This is a genomic window from Variovorax sp. GW821-FHT06D12, assembly GCF_059419205.1.
Map to the genome: position 1 here is coordinate 221,758 of NZ_JBWKRI010000001.1, position 17,589 is coordinate 239,346.

General features: G+C 68.2%; 20 protein-coding genes. 13 read left to right on the top strand and 7 right to left on the bottom strand.

The genetic code is table 11. The features are described from left to right. The first annotated feature begins 2 nt into the window (after nucleotides 1–2). The 3 genes from AC07SQ_RS01010 (at nucleotide 3) to AC07SQ_RS01020 (ending at nucleotide 4,065) form a co-directional block, all read left to right on the top strand. Nucleotides 3–2,540: a fimbria/pilus outer membrane usher protein gene (locus AC07SQ_RS01010; RefSeq protein ID WP_495271317.1), complete on the top strand. Its 2,538-nt coding sequence runs from the start codon at nucleotides 3–5 to the stop codon at nucleotides 2,538–2,540. After that, the gene (locus tag AC07SQ_RS01015; protein ID WP_495271316.1) at nucleotides 2,537–3,109 is read left to right on the top strand and encodes a DUF1120 domain-containing protein; all 573 of its coding nucleotides are present in this window, start codon (nucleotides 2,537–2,539) and stop codon (nucleotides 3,107–3,109) included. Before AC07SQ_RS01010 ends, AC07SQ_RS01015 begins: the two co-directional genes overlap by 4 nt. 83 nt (nucleotides 3,110–3,192) lie before the next feature. Beyond that, nucleotides 3,193–4,065 (top strand): winged helix-turn-helix transcriptional regulator, encoded by an 873-nt coding sequence (locus AC07SQ_RS01020; protein ID WP_495271315.1) that lies wholly within the window; start codon nucleotides 3,193–3,195, stop codon nucleotides 4,063–4,065. 16 nt (nucleotides 4,066–4,081) lie between these two features. Here AC07SQ_RS01020 and AC07SQ_RS01025 read toward each other — a convergent pair whose 3' ends face one another. After that, nucleotides 4,082–5,044 (bottom strand): LysR family transcriptional regulator, encoded by a 963-nt coding sequence (locus AC07SQ_RS01025; protein WP_139705975.1) that lies wholly within the window; start codon nucleotides 5,042–5,044, stop codon nucleotides 4,082–4,084. Between the two features lie 207 nt (nucleotides 5,045–5,251). On the opposite strand from AC07SQ_RS01025, the gene AC07SQ_RS01030 reads away from it, so the two are divergent. From AC07SQ_RS01030 to AC07SQ_RS01065, 8 genes are all read left to right on the top strand, one after another. Then, complete coding sequence (locus AC07SQ_RS01030) at nucleotides 5,252–6,583, top strand: MFS transporter (RefSeq protein ID WP_070060608.1); 1,332 nt, start codon at nucleotides 5,252–5,254, stop codon at nucleotides 6,581–6,583. 50 nt (nucleotides 6,584–6,633) lie between these two features. Next, on the top strand, nucleotides 6,634–7,188 hold the full coding sequence (uraD, locus tag AC07SQ_RS01035) for a 2-oxo-4-hydroxy-4-carboxy-5-ureidoimidazoline decarboxylase (RefSeq protein ID WP_495271314.1): 555 nt from the start codon (nucleotides 6,634–6,636) through the stop codon (nucleotides 7,186–7,188). Further along, a complete protein-coding gene (locus tag AC07SQ_RS01040; RefSeq protein ID WP_495271313.1) occupies nucleotides 7,181–7,696 on the top strand; it encodes a hydroxyisourate hydrolase in 516 nt (171 codons plus the stop codon). The genes uraD and AC07SQ_RS01040 overlap by 8 nt, the downstream gene beginning before the upstream one ends. Nucleotides 7,697–7,744: 48 nt before the next feature. Further along, nucleotides 7,745–8,080 carry a hydroxyisourate hydrolase gene (gene uraH / locus AC07SQ_RS01045; RefSeq protein ID WP_062472877.1) on the top strand — a complete coding sequence of 112 codons (336 nt, stop codon included), beginning with the start codon at nucleotides 7,745–7,747 and terminating at the stop codon, nucleotides 8,078–8,080. Between the two features lie 19 nt (nucleotides 8,081–8,099). Continuing rightward, nucleotides 8,100–8,591 carry a nucleoside deaminase gene (locus AC07SQ_RS01050; protein WP_495271312.1) on the top strand — a complete coding sequence of 164 codons (492 nt, stop codon included), beginning with the start codon at nucleotides 8,100–8,102 and terminating at the stop codon, nucleotides 8,589–8,591. A 100-nt stretch (nucleotides 8,592–8,691) separates the two neighbouring features. Further along, nucleotides 8,692–9,303: a TetR/AcrR family transcriptional regulator gene (locus AC07SQ_RS01055; protein ID WP_157755062.1), complete on the top strand. Its 612-nt coding sequence runs from the start codon at nucleotides 8,692–8,694 to the stop codon at nucleotides 9,301–9,303. 53 nt (nucleotides 9,304–9,356) lie between these two features. Then, on the top strand, nucleotides 9,357–9,806 hold the full coding sequence (locus tag AC07SQ_RS01060; RefSeq protein WP_495271311.1) for a nuclear transport factor 2 family protein: 450 nt from the start codon (nucleotides 9,357–9,359) through the stop codon (nucleotides 9,804–9,806). A 99-nt stretch (nucleotides 9,807–9,905) separates the two neighbouring features. Further along, nucleotides 9,906–11,603, top strand: coding sequence for a long-chain fatty acid--CoA ligase (locus tag AC07SQ_RS01065; RefSeq protein WP_495271310.1), 1,698 nt, complete (start codon nucleotides 9,906–9,908; stop codon nucleotides 11,601–11,603). Here AC07SQ_RS01065 and AC07SQ_RS01070 read toward each other — a convergent pair. Further along, nucleotides 11,595–12,533: a LysR family transcriptional regulator gene (locus AC07SQ_RS01070; RefSeq protein WP_495271309.1), complete on the bottom strand. Its 939-nt coding sequence runs from the start codon at nucleotides 12,531–12,533 to the stop codon at nucleotides 11,595–11,597. The two genes, AC07SQ_RS01065 and AC07SQ_RS01070, sit on opposite strands and share 9 nt — an antisense overlap. Nucleotides 12,534–12,663: 130 nt before the next feature. On the opposite strand from AC07SQ_RS01070, the gene AC07SQ_RS01075 reads away from it, so the two are divergent. Next, nucleotides 12,664–13,071, top strand: a complete 408-nt coding sequence (locus AC07SQ_RS01075; RefSeq protein ID WP_159271841.1) for a RidA family protein — start codon at nucleotides 12,664–12,666, stop codon at nucleotides 13,069–13,071. A 256-nt stretch (nucleotides 13,072–13,327) separates the two neighbouring features. After that, on the top strand, nucleotides 13,328–13,930 hold the full coding sequence (locus AC07SQ_RS01080) for a hypothetical protein (RefSeq protein ID WP_495271308.1): 603 nt from the start codon (nucleotides 13,328–13,330) through the stop codon (nucleotides 13,928–13,930). A 13-nt stretch (nucleotides 13,931–13,943) separates the two neighbouring features. Here the strand turns inward: AC07SQ_RS01080 and AC07SQ_RS01085 are convergent, their stop codons facing one another. From AC07SQ_RS01085 to tmk, 5 genes are all read right to left on the bottom strand, one after another. Further along, nucleotides 13,944–14,624, bottom strand: coding sequence for an ankyrin repeat domain-containing protein (locus AC07SQ_RS01085; protein WP_495271307.1), 681 nt, complete (start codon nucleotides 14,622–14,624; stop codon nucleotides 13,944–13,946). After that, nucleotides 14,621–15,427, bottom strand: a complete 807-nt coding sequence (locus tag AC07SQ_RS01090) for a TatD family hydrolase (RefSeq protein ID WP_492677123.1) — start codon at nucleotides 15,425–15,427, stop codon at nucleotides 14,621–14,623. The genes AC07SQ_RS01085 and AC07SQ_RS01090 overlap by 4 nt, the downstream gene beginning before the upstream one ends. A gap of 85 nt (nucleotides 15,428–15,512) precedes the next feature. Next, nucleotides 15,513–15,899, bottom strand: coding sequence for a PilZ domain-containing protein (locus AC07SQ_RS01095; RefSeq protein WP_307638204.1), 387 nt, complete (start codon nucleotides 15,897–15,899; stop codon nucleotides 15,513–15,515). Then, entirely contained in the window at nucleotides 15,896–16,918 is a 1,023-nt protein-coding gene (locus AC07SQ_RS01100; RefSeq protein ID WP_062472896.1) for a DNA polymerase III delta subunit-related protein, read from the bottom strand. The genes AC07SQ_RS01095 and AC07SQ_RS01100 overlap by 4 nt, the downstream gene beginning before the upstream one ends. Continuing rightward, entirely contained in the window at nucleotides 16,915–17,586 is a 672-nt protein-coding gene (tmk, locus tag AC07SQ_RS01105; RefSeq protein WP_495271614.1) for a dTMP kinase, read from the bottom strand. The genes AC07SQ_RS01100 and tmk overlap by 4 nt, the downstream gene beginning before the upstream one ends. Nucleotides 17,587–17,589 lie beyond the last annotated feature (3 nt).

The following is a 17,589-nucleotide window of genomic DNA, read 5'->3' on the forward strand; positions in this document are numbered from 1 at the left end:
CGATGGCTGGGTTGTCGTCCTTGCGCACCGTGGCCCCGGCGGCCGCCATGGGCGAGCGCGCGAAGGGCACTTCGGCCGGCCTGCCGGCGATGCTCTGCGTGCTGTTGGTTTCTCCGTCGGCCTTTGCCCTGGCCGGCGAGGACCGCGCCGACGCCATCGAGCAGTTCATCAAGGAAAAGCAGGGCGCAGGTTTCGACCTGGACATGCTCAGGCAGCGCGGCATCGACCCGAAGCTGGCGGACTACTTCCGCCGCGAAGCCCGCTTTCGCGCCGGGACCAGCGTGGTGACGCTGTTCGTCAACGGCGAGCGGCGCGGGCTGGTGCCCGCCACCTTCGATGCGGACGGCCGCCTGTGCTTCGACGAGACGCTGCGGGACAAGGCCGGCCTCGTCACGGGCCGCGGGGCGGGCGACGCAGCTGCGGGCGCCACGGCCTGCGATGAATTCCAGCGTCAGTTTCCCAGCACGATCGTCGAGCTGCGCCCCGGCAGGGACGAGGTCCGCCTCATCGTGCCGACCGACGCATTCCGGGCCCGCGAGCGCGCCGACACCTTCAGCAGCGGCGGCGTGGCCGGCCTGCTGAACTACGACCTGCTGACGATGGACAGCCGCCATGCCGGCGGCACCAGCAGCTTCCATTCGCTGGGCACCGAGGCCGGCCTGAACGTCGGCGACTGGATCTTCCGCAGCCGCCAGAGCTACACGTCGAACAACGGCAGGGAGAAGCTCCAGCACCTGTATGCCTACGGCCAGAAGACGCTGACCGGGTTGGGCTCGACGGTGCAGGGCGGCCAGATCACCATCGCCAGCTCGATCTTCCCGGGCGATCCGATCGTGGGCGTGCAGATCGTCCCGGAGGAGGCCCTGCGCGCGGACGCACGCGACAACGGCGCCGTGGTCGAAGGCATCGCCCACACGCAGGCCCGCGTCGAGGTGCGGCAGAACCATGCGCTCATCTACTCGACGGTCGTCCCGCCGGGGCCGTTCTCGCTGACGGGCCTGCCGTTGCTCAGCGGCGCGAGCGACCTGGAAGTCACGGTCATCGAGGCCGACGGCTCGCGCCGGCCGTTCACCGTGCCCGCCGCCGCCCTGGGCGCGACCGCGCTTCGCACGACGGCGGGCTATTCGTTCGCGGTCGGCCGCTACCGCCCGTACGGCCACGGCGAGCGGCAAGACAAGCCCTGGGTCGCGACCGGCACCGGCACCTGGGCACTGGACAAGCGCACGCACCTGACGGCGGGGGCCATGGCGGCCACGCGCTACCAAGCCGCGGCATGGGCCGTGAATCGCATGGTGGTGCCGGGCACGATGGCGGGGTTTCGCCAGGCCGTGTCCAACGCCTCGGGGGAAGGTGTGCGCGGCACGCAGGTCGATGCCTCGGTGAGCAGCGTGATCTCGCCCGCGTTGTCTGCGTCGATGAGCGCCACGCAACAGACCCGGGGCTACCGCGACCTGGCGGACACGGTCAACCGGAACCTGTTCGACACCGCCTGGACGCACCAGCGCTACAAGGGCCAGTACACGGGCTCTGTCGGCTGGACGCACGCGGACCTCGGCGCTTTTCGGCTGGCCTATTCGGCCTCCTCGAGCTTCGACGGACGCCACATCCAGCGCGTGATCGGCTCGTGGGTGAAGTCGTTCCCGCACGCCACGGTGTCGCTCAACCTGGAACGCAGCACGGGCGACCTGGGGCGCTTCGACAACCGGCATGCGGCCTATGTCACGGTGAGCATTCCGCTGGGCTCGAAGACGGTGAAGACGTACGTCAACCGCTACGACGACCGGACCCGCGCCGGTGTCACGCTCAACGAGCGCATCAACGACACGACGAGCTACCAGGTCTCGGCCGAGCGGGACAGCCGCGACGGGCGCAACGACTTCGCGGGGCGCGTGAGCCTGCTGCCGCGCTACACGCAAGCCAACCTGGGCTTCTCGCGCAACGGCGCGAGCACCACCTACAGCGGGCAACTGCAAGGCGGCATCGTCGCCCACAAGGACGGCATCACGTTCTCGCCGTACCCCGTGCAGGACACCTTCGGCATCGTCTCGGTGGGGGGCGTGTCCGGCGTCAGGATCGGCACGCCGCAAGGCCCGGTGTGGACCGACGCCTGGGGGCGCGCGGTGGCCCCGCAGCTGTTTCCTTACCACACGAGCCGGCTGGAGATCGCGACCCGCTCGCTGCCCCGCAACGTCGACCTGGTGAACGGCTACCAGGAGCTCGATGCGGGCCGCGGATCGGTGAACCACATCCGCTTCGGCGTGGTCAACGCCCGCCGGGTGCTGCTGAAAGCCGTCGGTCCTGCAGGGCAGGCGCTCGAGAAGGGTGGGGCGGTGGTCGACGGCGACAACCAGTACGTCACCTCGGTGGTCGACGGTGGGCAGGTCTTTCTGCCCGACGTGCGGGACGGCGCGAACCTGCGGGTCACGCTGTCGAACGGCGGCAGTTGCAGGCTCGCGTTTTCGCTGCCGGAAAAGCCCGACGCCTCCACCTACTTTGAATCGGCCGATGCGACCTGCACGGCCATGGGAGCACACCAATGATCACGATGAAAAACCTGCGCCGAATGGGCGCGATGTTCGGCATGGCACTTGCCGCGCTGGCAGCAACACCGGCGCATGCACAAGCCTCGGGGCGCTGCGACACGCAACTGAGCGAGTCGCTCGTCGACTACGGACGGATGACCCGCGCACAGCTGCTGGAGCGCCAGCCCGACCCCGCCCGGGCCTCGCTGGGCAAGCGCCTGGTAACGCTCACGGCGGTGTGCGCCGAACGCACGGCGATGGCGCTGTCGTTCCAGGGCGCGGCAGCGGATGACACGGGGTTCCGCTTTGCTGGGAACGGCCGCTTCACCCTGCGGATCGTGCAGGCGCAGCTCGACGGAAAGCCGGTTCGCCTGGCCGCATCGAGCGCGGACGCACCAGGCCAGACCCCTTCATCGCTCCTTCGGCCCGGCGAACGGTTGTCGCCCATGGACGGCGCAGCCCTGGCCCAGGGCCAACGCCTGACGGTGCAGCTCGAGATCGAGCCGTTTGTGGGGGCCGCTGCCACGCGCGTCGCAGCCGAAAGCACCTGGGAAGGCGCGGGGCGTTTCGAAGTTCTGAGCCGTTAGCCCGTCATCCGGCGCACAGGCCACCCATTCGGTTCGCCCACAAGGCGATTCGACATCCGATCCATCTACCTCTGGAGCGACCCTTGAAGCAGAGCCATTGCACAGTCCACACCGCCATTCCCTCCACGCTGCGGCTGCCCATCCTGTGGGATGAGCCCGTGTGCGCCACCATTGCGGTGATCGATCCGGAACTCCGGCCCCGGCAGCAGATGGGGCGGGCCATCCGCAGGCTCGGCCATTGGCCGCTGGTCTTCACCAGCGCACTGGAACTGATGCAGGCGTGCCGCTACCTCCACCTTCGCTTCGACGCCGTGGCCGTGGCCTGCCCGGTGGACGCCGGCGCCGCGGGCGCACTGATCGCCCAGGTGCGGGAACAGGTGGGCCCGGAGTGCCCCCTGATCCTGAGCGGCGGCAAGCGCGGCCTGCGCGAGCTGGCGGTCCTGCATGCACGCGAATCCGACCACGTGGAGGTGACGCCGGCTTCGTTCGAAGAGGCGTACCTCCTGATGCGGTGCTTCCTGCAATGGCACCGGGCACGGGTGGCGGGCCAGTTCGTCGAGTGGGGTGCGTTCCGCTTCGACCTGTCCGCGGACAGCGCGCAGGTGGCCGGCATCCGGGTCGAATTGACGCCCAATGAGTTCGACCTGGCCATCGTGCTGTTCAGGAACGTCGATCAGGTCCTGACGCACCACGCACTGCGCGCGCTGGTGTGGGACAGCGGCCATCGCTGCGGCTCCGGGGTGCTGTCCACGAACGTGTGCGGCCTGCGCCGCAAGCTCGGCCTGGGCGCCGGACGCCATGGGTTGGAACTGCAGGCGGTCCCGGGGCAGGGCTACCGGTTGAGCACCACGGCCAGCGCGCCGGAAGAGAACAGGCGCCGGCAGCGGGAACCCGTCCGAAGGGCAGGGGAACGCGCGTGGGGGAGCGCAGCCGCTGCGCCGGGTTCGGCCGCCTGAGCGAAAGGCAATCAGCCTAGGCGCTCGCGGGGGCGGCGACTTCCGCCGCATCGGGCCGCGCCAGCCCCGACGCCACCGCCGCCAGGATGCCGCGCAGCCAGCGGTGTGCCGGCTCGTGCTGCGAGCGGTCGTGCCACAGTTGGTAGAAGCGCATGCGCGGAAAGCCCTGCGGCGCAGGCACCGCCACCAGCGGCAGCGTGTGCACGAACTGCATCGCGAAATGGCGCGCGGTGGTGAAGACCAGGTCGGTGCCCACCAGCAGGTGCGGCGCCACGGTGAAGTAGGGCACGGCAATGCAGGCCTCGCGCGTCTGGCGCAAGGTGGCCAGGTGCGTCTCGACCACGCCGCGCTGCGACGCCGCATACGGCGTGGGCACCACGTGGCGCGCGGCGATGTAGCGCTCCATCGTCATGGCGCCCTTGGCGGCCAGCGGGTTGTTCTTGCCCATGAGGCACATCAGGTCGTCCTCGAGCAGCAGCGACAGGTGCAGCCGGTCGGGTGGCTGCGGCCAGTTGCCGATGACGATGTCGAGCTCGCCCTGGGCCAGTGCGCGCTCGTAGTCGTAGGTGACGCTCAGCGGGTGCACCACCAGCCGCGCGTGCGGCGCCTCGGCGCGGAACCGCGTGGTCACGTCGGCCAGGAAGCTCATCGCCAGGTAGTCGGGCAGCGCGAGGTGGAAGGTCATCGCGCTGGAGGCAGGCTCGAACTGCTCCGGGCCCGAGAGCATGCGGTCGATTTCGAGCAGCGCGCCGCGCGCGCGGTCGCGCAACTGCAGCGCCCGCTCGGTCGGCACCATGCCGCTGCGCTCGCGCACCAGGATGGGGTCGGCGAACACCTCGCGCAGCCGGCGCAGGGCGGTGCTGATGGCGGGCTGGGTCTGGTTCATGCGCACTGCAACCCGGGAGACGCTGCGTTCGGCCACCAGGGCGACCAGCACGCGCAGCAGGTAGGTGTCGACGGGAGCGTGGGAGCGTGACATGGCGGCAGGGCGAAAAAAAATGCCTCTGGGGGCGTTGCCGGCGGCAGGACCATCATTGCAAACCGTTATGCCGCACATTCTAGAGAGCGTGATCCGGGGCCGCGATATCTGCCTACAGTTCGCCACCAGCGGGAACGGCAGCCGCAAGCGGACCCACAGAAGGTCCCAGGCGGCGCGTCCCGTCCAAACCTAGAAATGGAGACAACCATGAGCATGGACGCCACGATGGCGCCAGTCCGGGAACACACCGCCACGGCGGAACTGGACGGCATCTACCGCAAGATCATCTTCCGCCTGATTCCCTTCCTGATGCTGCTGTGGGTGCTGGCCTGGATCGACCGGGTCAACATCGGCTTCATCAAGCTGACGATGCTGGACGACCTGAAGTGGAGCGAGGCGGCCTACGGGCTGGGCGCGGGGATCTTCTTCCTGGGCTACTTCTTCTTCGAGGTGCCCAGCAACCTGCTGCTGCAGAAGATCGGCGCCAAGAAGACCATCATGCGCATCACGATCGGCTGGGGCCTGACCTCGATCGCCACGATGTTCGTGAAGAGCACCGAGATGTTCTACCTGCTGCGCTTCCTGCTGGGCGTGTTCGAGGCGGGCTTCTACCCCGGCATCATCCTGTACCTGACCTACTGGTTCCCCGACAGCCGGCGCGCCAAGGCCTTCGGCATGTTCATGTCAGCCTCGGCCTTCGCGGGCGTGATCGGCGGGCCGCTGGCCGGCACCATCATGAACAACATGCATGGCGTGAACGGCTGGGCCGGCTGGCAGTGGGTGCTGCTGCTCGAGGGCATTCCCTCGGTGCTGGCCGGCATCGCCACCTACTTCTACCTGACCGACCGGCCCGAGCAGGCCCACTGGCTCACGGCACGTGAACGCCAGCTGGTGCACGACGACCTGGAGCGCGACCGCAAGACGCTGGGCCACCGCGAGCACAGCATGCTGGCCTCGCTGAAGAACGGCAAGTTCTGGCTGCTGATCCTGATCTTCTTCTGCATCATCGCGGCGAACTCGTCGCTCACCTTCTACGGCCCGACGCTGGTGAAAGAGATCGGCTTCACCAACCCGCTGACCGTGGGCTGGATCATGGCCGGCGCCTACCTGTGCGGCGCGGCCGGGATGATCTGGAACGGCTTCCACTCCGACCGCCACCAGGAGTCGCGCTACCACTGCGCGCTGGCCGCGGCGCTGGGGTCGGGTGCCTTGCTGGTGGTGGCGCTGTTCCTGCGCCAGAGCCCGGCCCTGGTGCTGGCAGGCCTCACGCTGGCCATCGTCGGCACCATGAGCGCGATTCCCGTGTTCTGGCAGATGCCCAACCGCTTCCTGGCCGGCACTGCAGCCGCCGGCGGCGTGGCGCTGATCAACTCGATCGCCAACCTCGCGGGCTTCGGCGCGCCGTGGATGCTGGGCCTCATCAAGACCGCCACCGGCAGCCTGGCGCCGGGCCTGTATGTGGTCGCGGCGGTCGAAATCTGCGCCACCGTGCTGATCCTGCTGTTCGTGCCGCGCCTGCACAAGACGCCCGCGCGCTGATTCCTTCCACCCCTTCGTCCGACTGTCTGAATACAAAGGAGATGCTCTCCATGCCTTCCCACGCCCATCGTTTCGATCTCCAGGCGCTCAACGCCATGGACTGCGACGCGTTCGTCGCCGCACTCGGGCCGACTTTCGAGAACTCGCCCTGGGTCGCACGCTCGGCCTGGTCGCTGCGGCCCTTCGCCACCATCGACGCCCTGCACGAAGCCATGCTCGACGTGGTGCGCCGCGCACCCGACGCCCAGCAACTGGCGTTCCTCTGCGGCCACCCCGAGCTGGCGGGCCGCGAAGCCCAGGCCGGCACGATGACCGTCGAGTCGGTCGGCGAGCAGGGCAGTGCAGGGCTGAACGCCCTGAGCCGCGAAGAGATGGCCGAGATCCAGCGGCTGAACCGCGTGTACCGCGAGCGGCACGGCTTTCCTTTCATCATCGCGGTGCGGCGCAGCACCAAGGGCCAGATCTTCGAGGCGCTGCGCAGCCGCGCCGCCGAGTCCACCGAAGCCGAGCGCCGCATGGCGCTGACGCAGATCGGCCTCATCACCCGCGGTCGCATCGACACGCTGCTGGGTGCGTCCACCTCCCAAGGAGCGGTCCATGCCTGAGAAAGAAATTTCCCTGCCCGCGCGCCGTCGCTTCGCGCTGTCGGGCCTCGCGCTCGGCGCCGCAGCCCTGGCGCCCCACGGTGCTGTTGCACAAACAACGGCCGCACCCGCCGGCCCGGCCCAGGCCAGCGGCCCCATCGTGCTGCACGGCGTGAGCCCGCGCCTGACCATGCATGCGCTCGACACCTTCCACGGCGCCGCGGCGACCGGGCTGCGCATCGATCTCTCGGTGCGCGAGGGCGACGGATTCAAGCTGCTGCGCACCGTGACCATGAACGGCAACGGCCGCTCCGACGAGCCGCTCTTGATCGGCGACAGCTACCGCGCCGGCGACTACGAGCTGCTGCTGCACGTGGACGAGTACTTTGCGCGCAAGCAGTCGCGCCTGCCCACGCCGCCGTTCCTGTCGAAGCTGCCGGTGCGCATCCGCGTGGCCAACGTGGCCGAGCGCATCCACCTGCCGATCCAGTTCGGCCCGTGGAGCTACACCTACTCGCGCGGCAGCTGACCAAGCAGGCCCCGTTCGTTCCCATCGTCTGCAAGGAGTTTTCTTCGTATGACCGGCATCACCACCCACGTGCTCGACATCACCACCGGCCGCCCGCTCGTCGGGCTGAAGGTCGACCTTTACGACGTGGCGACCACGCCGCCGACGCGCCTGAACAGCACGCGCACCAACGCCGACGGCCGAACCGACGCGCCCATGTTGGCCGCCGCTTCGGCGCGCACCGGGCAGTTCGAGCTGCAGTTCCATGTCGGCGACCACTTCAAGGCGGCCGATGCGCTGTCCGACGTGGTGCCCGTGCGCTTCGCCATCGCCGACGCCGCGCAGCACTACCACGTGCCGATGCTGTGCGCCCCCTGGTTTTTTTCCACCTATCGCGGCAGCTGACCGCGGGAGCTTTTCCTGAATGACCACATCCCATGACCCCCACGCAGGCGCGTACCTGCTCGACTCCATCCGCCTCGCCATGGGCAACATCCGCGAGCGCAAGACCTGGCCCTTCGGCGCCGTGATCGCGCGCGACGGCAAGGTCATTGCCACCGCCGTCAACGAAGTGGACGCCCTGTGCGACCCCTCGGCCCACGCCGAGATGCAGGCCGTGCGCGCTGCGGCCAAAGCCCTGAAGAGCACCGACCTGTCGGGCTGCACCGTGTACGCCAGCGGCTACCCGTGCTCGATGTGCCTGACGGCGATGTACCTGTCGGGCGTGAAGGAGGTCTTCTACGCCTACTCGAACGAAGACGGCGAGCCCTTCGACCTGTCGGCCGCGCGCGGCTACGTCGAGATCGCCCGGCCGCTGGAGCAGCGCGAGATGAAGCTGCATTCGCTGCCGGTGCGCGATGAGGCCGATGAGGACTTGTACGAATCGTGGAGCAAGGTGGCGCAGCCGGCGAGCTGACCCGGAGACGGCGCTGCGCCCGAGCCTGCCGGGCCGATGCTGCGTGCCATACTGCCCGCGTGTTCACGTGGCGCAGCAGCCATCGAGGAGAAAGACGCACATGGTCCAGCAGGCCAAGCGCAGCGCAACCACCGTCGGGGCCATCCTCGCCTCGGCGCGACAGCTGTTCATCGAGCGGGGGTTCGCGGCGGTCAGCATCGACGACATCGCGGCCGGCGCGGGGATCGCCAAGGGCGGCCTGTATCACCACTTCCGCGCCAAGCACGACGTCTTCGAGGCCGTGCTCGATGCGGTGCAGGCCGAGCTTGCGGCGGAACTCGGCACACGCATCCAGCGCATCGAAGGGCACCGCTCGCCCCACACCATCGCGACCAACCTGCGCATCTACCTCGAAGCGGCCACGCAGGAAGGCCTGCGCCAGCTGATCCTGGTCGACGGGCCCGTGGTGCTCGGCTGGGAGCGCTGGCGCGGCATCGACGACCGCCACTTCATGGACTCGATCCGCACCGGGCTCGTGGCCATCATGCCGGCGGGCACGCCGCCCGAAGAGATCGAGGCCGCCACGCGGCTCATCGCCGGTGCGGTGGCCGAAGCAGCGCTGGCCTGCGGGGCGGCGCAAGACCCGATGGCGGCCGTGCAGCTGCACTGCCGGTTGCTCGAAACCATGCTGTGCGGGTTGCAGCAACACGGGTCGGATTCGCACCCGGATTGACAAACCGACTTTGAGTCGGTAAATTTTCTCCATCACATCCGATGGAGACAGACATGGCGTTTCCTGACAAGACCGATCCCGCCGACCCCGCCCTGGGGACCGAAGCGTTGTTCGCGCGGTACCACGTCGGATGGGAAACACGCGACCCCGACCGCATCGCGTCGCTGCATTCCGAAGACACGACCTACTGGCTGCACGACGGCTCCGCACCGGTGCGCGGGCGCGAGGCGCTGCGCCAGTACTGCGTGGGCGTGTTCGCCCGCTATCCCTTCAGCTTCGAACTGCGGCGCAGCCTGTTCGGCGCGCGGCACTGGGTGCTGGAGTGGGTGATGGTGCTGCCACTGAAGGACACGGCAGGGCAGCCGTTCACCGCGCGCGTCGAGATGCTCGACGTGGTCGACGTCAACGACGGCGGCGAGGTGACGCGCAAGGACGTCTACATGAACGGCGCCCAGTCGCAGGCCGCCTTTGCGCGCGCGGGCATCGCGCCCGGCCAGCCGTAGCAGTCTCGTTCCCGCACATCGCTCCCGCTTCCGGCTTGTCGGAAGCGGGCAGGGCGCAGCCACGCCCAACGACCCGTTACCACCCACCAGGAGCACGCCATGCACACCCGCCCGCATCACACGTTCTGGCCCCGGCGCCTGCCGCGCGCCTTGCACGCGGCACGCACGCCGCTGTGGGACAACCTCGCGGTCAATGCCCGCCGCTTTCCCGACAAGGCGGCGCTCATCTTCATGGGCCGCACGCTGAGCTATGCGCAGCTGTGGGCCGCCGTCGAGCGCCTGTCGGCCGGCCTGCATGCGCTGGGCGTGCGCCCCGGCGACCGCGTGCTGCTGGCGATGCAGAACTGCCCGCAGCTGGTGATCGCGCATTTCGCGATCCTGCGCGCCGATGCCGTGGTGGTACCGGTCAACCCGATGAACCGCGCCGAGGAGCTGAAGCACTTCATCGTGGACCCCGATGCGCAGGTGGCGATCGCGACGGCGGACCTCGCGGTCGAGCTCGCGAAAGCCAGCGATGCCTTGCCGCAGGCGCAGCAGCTGCGCCACCTCGTCGTGACGCAGTTCACCGATGCCTTCGACCCGGCCGCGCTGTCAGAACAGGACATGCCGGCAGCCTGGGCGCCGTGGCTGCTGCCGCGGCGCGAACTGCCGACGCTGGCCGGTGGCGCGGTGCATGCGTGGTCCGACTGCCTGGCCTGCGAACAAGCACCGCCCGTGGCCAGCGCCGATGCGGACGCACTGGCCCTGTTGCCCTACACCAGCGGCACGACCGGCCTGCCCAAGGGCTGCATGCTCAGCCACGCGAACGCGATGCACAACGCAATGGCCATCAACGCCTGGGGCAACGTGACGCCACAAAGCATCCACCTCGTGGCCGTGCCGATGTTCCACATCACCGGCATGGTCGGTGTCATGCATGCGGCGATGCAGGTGGGCGCCACGGCTGTGCTGATGCCGCGCTGGGACCGCGAGCTGGCGGGCCGGCTGATCGCCACGCACCAGGTCACGCACTGGGCCAACATCCCGACCATGGTCATCGACCTCTTGGCCAGCCCGAACGTGGCGCGCTTCGACTTGTCGAGCCTGGTCGCCATCGGTGGGGGCGGGGCGGCAATGCCGCAGGCGGTGGCGCAGCGGCTGTTCGAGCAGTACGGCCTGCGCTACGTCGAGGCCTATGGCCTCACCGAGACCGCCGCGCCCTCACACTACAACCCGCCCGATGCGCCCAAGCTGCAGTGCCTGGGCATCCCGTTCATGAGCACCGACGCGCGCGTGATCGACCCCGACACGGGCCGCGAGGTTGCGCCGGGATCGCAGGGCGAGATCGTGATCCACGGGCCGCAGGTCTTCGCGGGCTACTGGAAGCGCCCGGCGGACACCGAGGCTGCTTTCGTCGAGATCGACGGCAAGCGGTTCTTCCGCTCCGGCGACATGGGGCATGTGGACGGGGAGGGCTACTTCTTCGTCACCGACCGGCTCAAGCGGATGATCAACGCGAGCGGCTTCAAGGTCTGGCCGGCCGAGGTGGAGGCACTGATGTTCCGCCACCCGGCCATCCAGGAGGCCTGCGTGATCGCGACCCGGGACACCTACCGCGGCGAATCGGTCAAGGCGCTGGTGGTGCTCAAGCCTGCGCAAGCGCCGGTGAGCGCGCAGGACATCATCGACTGGTGCGCCGCGAACATGGCGGCGCACAAGGCGCCGCGCGTGGTGCAGTTCGTCGACGCGCTGCCCAAGAGCGGCAGCGGCAAGGTGATGTGGCGCGCGCTGCAGGAAGCAGAGGCTGCGTCAACCTGAACCCGACGGGCCCGGACGACCGACGACCGGCGCATGCTGCGCCATCAGCCCGGCGACCCACTCGATGAACGCGCGCAGCTTGGCGCTCACATGCCGGTTCGGCGCGAACGCCACGTACAGCGGCATCGGATCGAGCTGCCAGTCTTCGAACAACGGCACCAGTTCGCCGCGCGCCCGGTGCGGCGCGGCCATGTAGTCCGGCAGCCAGAGGATGCCCAGGCCCGCCAGCCCCGCGGCGAGGTAGGCGTTGCCGTCGTCGACCGAGAGCACGTAGCGGCCCTGCACGTCGACGCGCTCGTCGCCGCGGCGCATGGCGTACGGAAAGGTCTTGCCGTGGCGCGACCACAGGAAGCCGACGATACGGTGGTGCGTGTCTTCCAGCTCGCGCGGATGTGTTGGCGCGCCGGCCAGCTCGAGGTAACTCGGCGCCGCATAAACCCCGAGCTGCAGGTCGCCCACGCGGCGGGCCATGAGCGAGGGGTCGGTGAGCTCGCCGCCGCGCACCACGCAATCGACGTTCTCGCCGATCACATCGACAATGCGGTCGCTCACGCCCATGTCGAGCTGAATGTCGGGGTAGCGCGCATGAAAGGCCGGCAGCGCGGGCACCAGGATCATGCGGGCCAGCGGGCTGGGAACGTCCACCCGCAGGCGGCCGCGGGGCAGGGCGGCGGCGCCCGACAGGCTGGTTTCGGCGTCGTCCAGGTCGGCCAGCAGCCGCACCGCACGCTCGTAGTACGCCGCGCCATCGGCCGTGACGTTCACCTTGCGCGTCGTGCGATTGAGCAGCTTCACGCGCAGCCGCGCCTCCAACTGCTGCACGAGCTGGGTCACGCTGGTCTTGCTCATGTGCAGCGTGTCGGCGGCCTTGGTGAAGCTGCCGGCTTCCACCACGCGGGTGAAGGCCTGCATTGCATCGAAACGATCCATGGGAGGGCTCCTGCGCGGCGATTGTTTGGGATCTGCAAACAGTGATTGTTGGCTTTGCCCGTTTATCGATGGCGCGGGGCTTCCTAAAGTCCCTGCATCGTCCTCACTCACCGCAGAAAGAAAGCATCCCATGGCCTCACGTGACGTCGTTTTTCCACCCGGGCGCCAGGCGCTCTACGAACGCAACCGCTATTCGCCGGCCGTTCGCGCCAACGGCTTCCTGTTCGTGTCGGGGCAGGTCGGCAGCCGCGAAGACGGCTCGCCGGAACCTGAACTGGAGGCGCAGGTGCGGCGCGCGTTCGACAACCTGAACGCCATCCTGAAAGCCGCGGGCTGCACCTTCGACGACGTGGTCGACGTGACGGTCTTCATCGTCGACCCGGAATCGAACTTCGAAACGATCTGGAAGCTGGTGCCTGAGTACTGGGGCGAAGCGCCGCACCCGACGCTGACCGGGATCGGCGTGACGTGGCTCTATGGCTTCCAGTTCGAGATCAAGGTGATTGCGAAGCTGCCGGATGGGAGCACGCTGAGCTGATTCGACTCGGGGCCACTTCGCCCAGGTCTGAAATGAAGGGCTGGGCGAAGTGCGAAGGCCGGAAGGGCATTTGGCTCGGGTCGAGGACTGCCAAGGCTCTCTGGTTCATAGCGGCAAACGGTCCGCATCCACACAATTAATTTTACATAATGCACATTGTGTTCAATATGAATGGGCTACCGTAAAGTTGACGGGACTCAGGAAACCCAGGCAAGCATCCCGCAAGCCCAACCCGTCAAGAAAGGAACGCCCACAAGTGACATCGAACGTCCTTGCCGGCCAGGAGGAAATGAGCCGCTGCTTCTGCTGGCGATCGAGCACGGAAGGATCGACCGCTTGTTCTTCCTTGCTGTTGGCAACCGCTGCCTCTCTGGCAGTACTCGCCATGGCCGCACCCGTCTATCTTCTCGGGCTTGGTCTGGCGAGCCTTGCCTCGCTCGCGAGCGGCGCGAACCCGTTTTCATCCGGCGTGTTCGTTGATCCGGCGATCTGGATCCCGCTGTTCGGGACGAGCGGCCTCACGGGTCTCATGCTGCTGGTCGCGACTTCGCGAAAAACGGTCATCGCCTTCAGCTTCGATTCGGAAACCAGGCAGCTCAGTTATGTCGAGACGGCGCCACTGCGAAAGCTGTGCACCACCGTGGTCCCGTTTGAGTCCATTCGCGCAGTGACCCCCACGGCGCTCACCAGCTACGCCACTGCGGGTTATCTCAGCGTGGTCACGCGCTTGCCAGGACAGGATGAGAAGTCCCTATGGCTGGGCAACGATATTCCAGTGGAAAGCCTTCAAGAGCACTGCATATGGCTGTCCAGATACCTGGGCGACCGTGTTCACCCTCTGCTGCGTCAGGATTGCTGAGGCCTGCGGGCACTCACCACTTCCCATCCTTCGGCACCGCCTTCACCGCATTCGCCTTCGCATCCCCAGCTGCCTTGATCAGTTCCGCAGACTCCGCCCGATTGGCCTTCACTGCAAAGTCGACCGCAGTCATGCCAAGCTGGTTCTTCATCGCCGTGTCTGCGCCTTCGGCCAGCAGCAGCTTCACGGCGTCGTTCGATCCGTACATCGCGGCCATCATCAGCGGCGTGGTGCCGTTGGGCGACTGAGCGTCGATGAAGGCGTGGTTCTCGAGCAGCAGCTTCATGATCGACAGTTGCCCGCTGCTGGCCGCGTAATGCAGCGGTGCCCAGCCGGTCTTGTTGACGGCAGCGTCGCGCTTGAGCAGTTGCACCACCAGGTCCTGCTGGCCCTTGATCGACGCCAGCATCAGCGGCGTTTCGTCCTTGGCGTTGGCCAGGTCGACGTTGAGCTGCGGCGACTCCATGAGCACCTGGATGACCTTCGGCGACGGCTCGCGCAGCGCGAGCATCAAGCCGGTCTGGCCGTGTTCGTCGCGCGTGTTCGGGTCGAAACCGCGGTTCAGCAGGGTGCGCACACCGCTGGCGTTGTCGCCGCGCACGGCGCGGAAAAAGTCTTCGAACGAACCAGCGTGCGCTGCAAAAGATACAGCCATGACAACAAGATATATCGACTTCTTAAAGTAATTTTTCATGATTTGACTTCCCTGAACAATGTTTCGAAGTTGTCGCTTGTCGCCTTGGCGATGTCCTCTACGGGCATTTGTCGCAGTTCGGCGATCTGCTGTGCCACGAAGGGCACGTACGACGGGTTGTTGGTCTTGCCGCGATACGGCACGGGCGCCAGGTAGGGGCTGTCGGTCTCGATCAGCATGCGGTCCAGCGGCACGAAAGCCGCCACATCGCGCAGGTCCTGGGCTTTCTTGAAGGTCAGGATGCCCGAAAAGGAAATATAGAAACCCAGGTCGAGTGCGGCGCGCGCCACCTCGGCGGTTTCGGTGAAGCAATGGAACACGCCGCCGGCCGCCCTGCCCGTGCCGTCTTCGCCCTCCTCCTTGAGGATGGCCAGCGTGTCGGCCGAGGCGTCACGCGTGTGGATGATGAGCGGCTTGCGGGTCTGCTGCGCGGCGCGGATGTGCACGCGGAAGCGGTCGCGCTGCCACTCCATGTCGGCGATGCTGCGCCCGCCCTTGCGTTCTTCCATCTGGTAGTAGTCGAGGCCCGTCTCGCCGATGGCCACGACACGCGGGCGCGCCGACAGGCGCACCAGGTCTTCCACGGTGGGCTCGGCGATGTCCTCGTTGTCGGGGTGCACGCCCACGCTGGCCCAGAAGTTGTCGTAGCTGGCGGCCAGGGCCTGCACGTCGTCGAATTCCTCGAGCTTGGTGCAGATGCACAGCGCCCGGTCGACCTTGGCGGCGGCCATGGCGGCGCGGATCTGGGGCATCTGGTCCGCGAATTCGGGAAAAGTCAGGTGGCAGTGGGAGTCGGTGAACATCGGAAAGGATGAAGTGCGGCGCGCCTGTGGGAGATCGCGCCGTGTCCGGAGTTCCGCGTCACGGGGACGGCGGCGGAGAAAGAACTCAGATGGTCTGGGTCGGGCGGTCGGAGGCCATGGAGCCACCGAGCGCGGCTTCGATGCGCGCCTTCAGCTGGCGCGACTTCTCGTCCGAGGGAAAGCGCACGCCGACGCCCGGCGCCCGGTTGCCGGCGGCGCGGGCCGGCGTGATCCAGGCGACCTTGCCGGCGACTGGATAGCGCTGCGGGTCTTCGGGCAGCGTGAGCAGCACGTAGACGTCGTCGCCCAGCCGGTATTCGCGCGTGGTCGGAATGAAGATGCCGCCCTCGGCAAACAGCGGGATGTAGGCCGCGTAGAGCGCGCCCTTTTCCTTGATGGCGAGCTGGATGACGCTCGGCCGGGCGGGCGTGGCAGACAAAGCGGCAGCGGCGGGAGCGACAGGTTGGTTCATGGGCGGCGAGCGGCAGAGTTTAGGGTGCTTCGCGCCTCGCTCACAAGCGCTTCGAGCATGAGGCCGGCGTTGAACGGGTGCTCGGCGGTCCGCGCGGCGGCGGCGAGCGACTTGGACCAGCGCGCCAGCGCCAGCTTGTGCGGGGCCGGCGGCAGGTCGGCCGCATCAAAGAATCGGGGTTCGGCGCCGTGGCCCACGGCCATCAGGTCGTGGCAGAGCTTTTGCAGCGAGACGACGGCCTGGGCCGGCGCCTGGTCGGCCAGCGCGCCCACGTCGCCGCGCGACACGGCCTTGGGCAGCAGCGACCACGCCTTGGGCGACTGGCCCGAGCGCGCCAGCCGCAGCGCATCGCTGGGCCGTCCGCCCGCGGCACGCAGCAGTTGCGCGGCATCGGCGACGGGCACGTCTTGTGCCGCCAGCCAGGCCTCGGCCTCGGCGGTTTCGGGCCAGGGCAGCGTGAAGCCCAGGCAGCGGCTGCGGATGGTCGGCAGCAGCTGCCACGCGGCCTCGCTCGCGAGCACGAAGCGCACGTCGCCGACGGGTTCCTCGAGCGTCTTGAGCAGCGCGTTGGCGGTGATGGTGTTCATGCGCTCGGCCGGATACACGAGCACGACCTTGCCGCGGCCGCGCGCGCTGGTGCGCTGGGCAAAGCCGACGGCGTCGCGCATGGCTTCGACGCGGATCTCGCGGCTGGCCTTGCGTTTCTTGTCGTCGATGTCGGACTGCGCCTTTTCGTCGAGCGGCCAGCCCAGTTCCTGCATCGCGACTTCGGGCATCAGCACGCACAAGTCGGCGTGGGTGCGGACCTCGATGGCGTGGCAGCTCGCGCAGTGGCCGCAGGCGGCACCGCCCTCCTCCACCGGCTGTTCGCACAGCCAGGCGGCGGCGAGCGCCAGCGCGAGTTCGTACTGGCCGATGCCCGACGGGCCTTGCAGCAGCCAGGCATGGCCGCGCTGGCGCAGCAGTTCGGCCAGGGGCTGGCGCAGCCACGGGGTCAGTGTGTTCACCGGCTCGCTCATCGCGCGGCTCCCTGCACCGGCGACAGCACGCCACGCGCCACCAGCGCGGTGTCGATCTGCTGCCAGACCTGGTCGCGCGCCTGGCTCGCGTCGATGCGCACGAAGCGCGAGGCATCGGCGGCGGCGCGGGCGGCATAGCCCTGCGCCACGCGACGGAAGAACTCGACGGGCTGGGCCTCGAACTTGTCGGGCACGCGCGCACCGGCCAGGCGCTGGGCGGCGATCTCGGGGGCGAGGTCGAACCACACGGTCACTTGGGGCTGCAGCAGTTGCGACGCCGGCACACCGGCCCGGCCCGCCTGCACCCACTGTTCGAGGGTAGCCAGCACGGCGGTGTCGAAGCCGCGTCCCGCGCCCTGGTAGGCGAAGGTGGCGTCGGTGAAACGGTCGCACAGCACGACCTCGCCGCGCGCCAGCGCCGGCTCGATGACCTGGGCGATGTGGTCGCAACGCGCCGCGAACACCAGCAGCGATTCGGTCAGCGGGTTCATCGGCTGCTTGAGCACCAGCCCGCGCAGCGTCTCGGCCAGCGGCGTGCCGCCGGGTTCGCGCGTGCGCACCACGGTGCGGCCCTGCGCCTTGAAGCGGGCTTCCAGCGCGTCGAGGTGGCTCGACTTGCCCGCGCCGTCGATGCCTTCCAGCGTCAGAAACAGACCGCCATTGCTGATCGA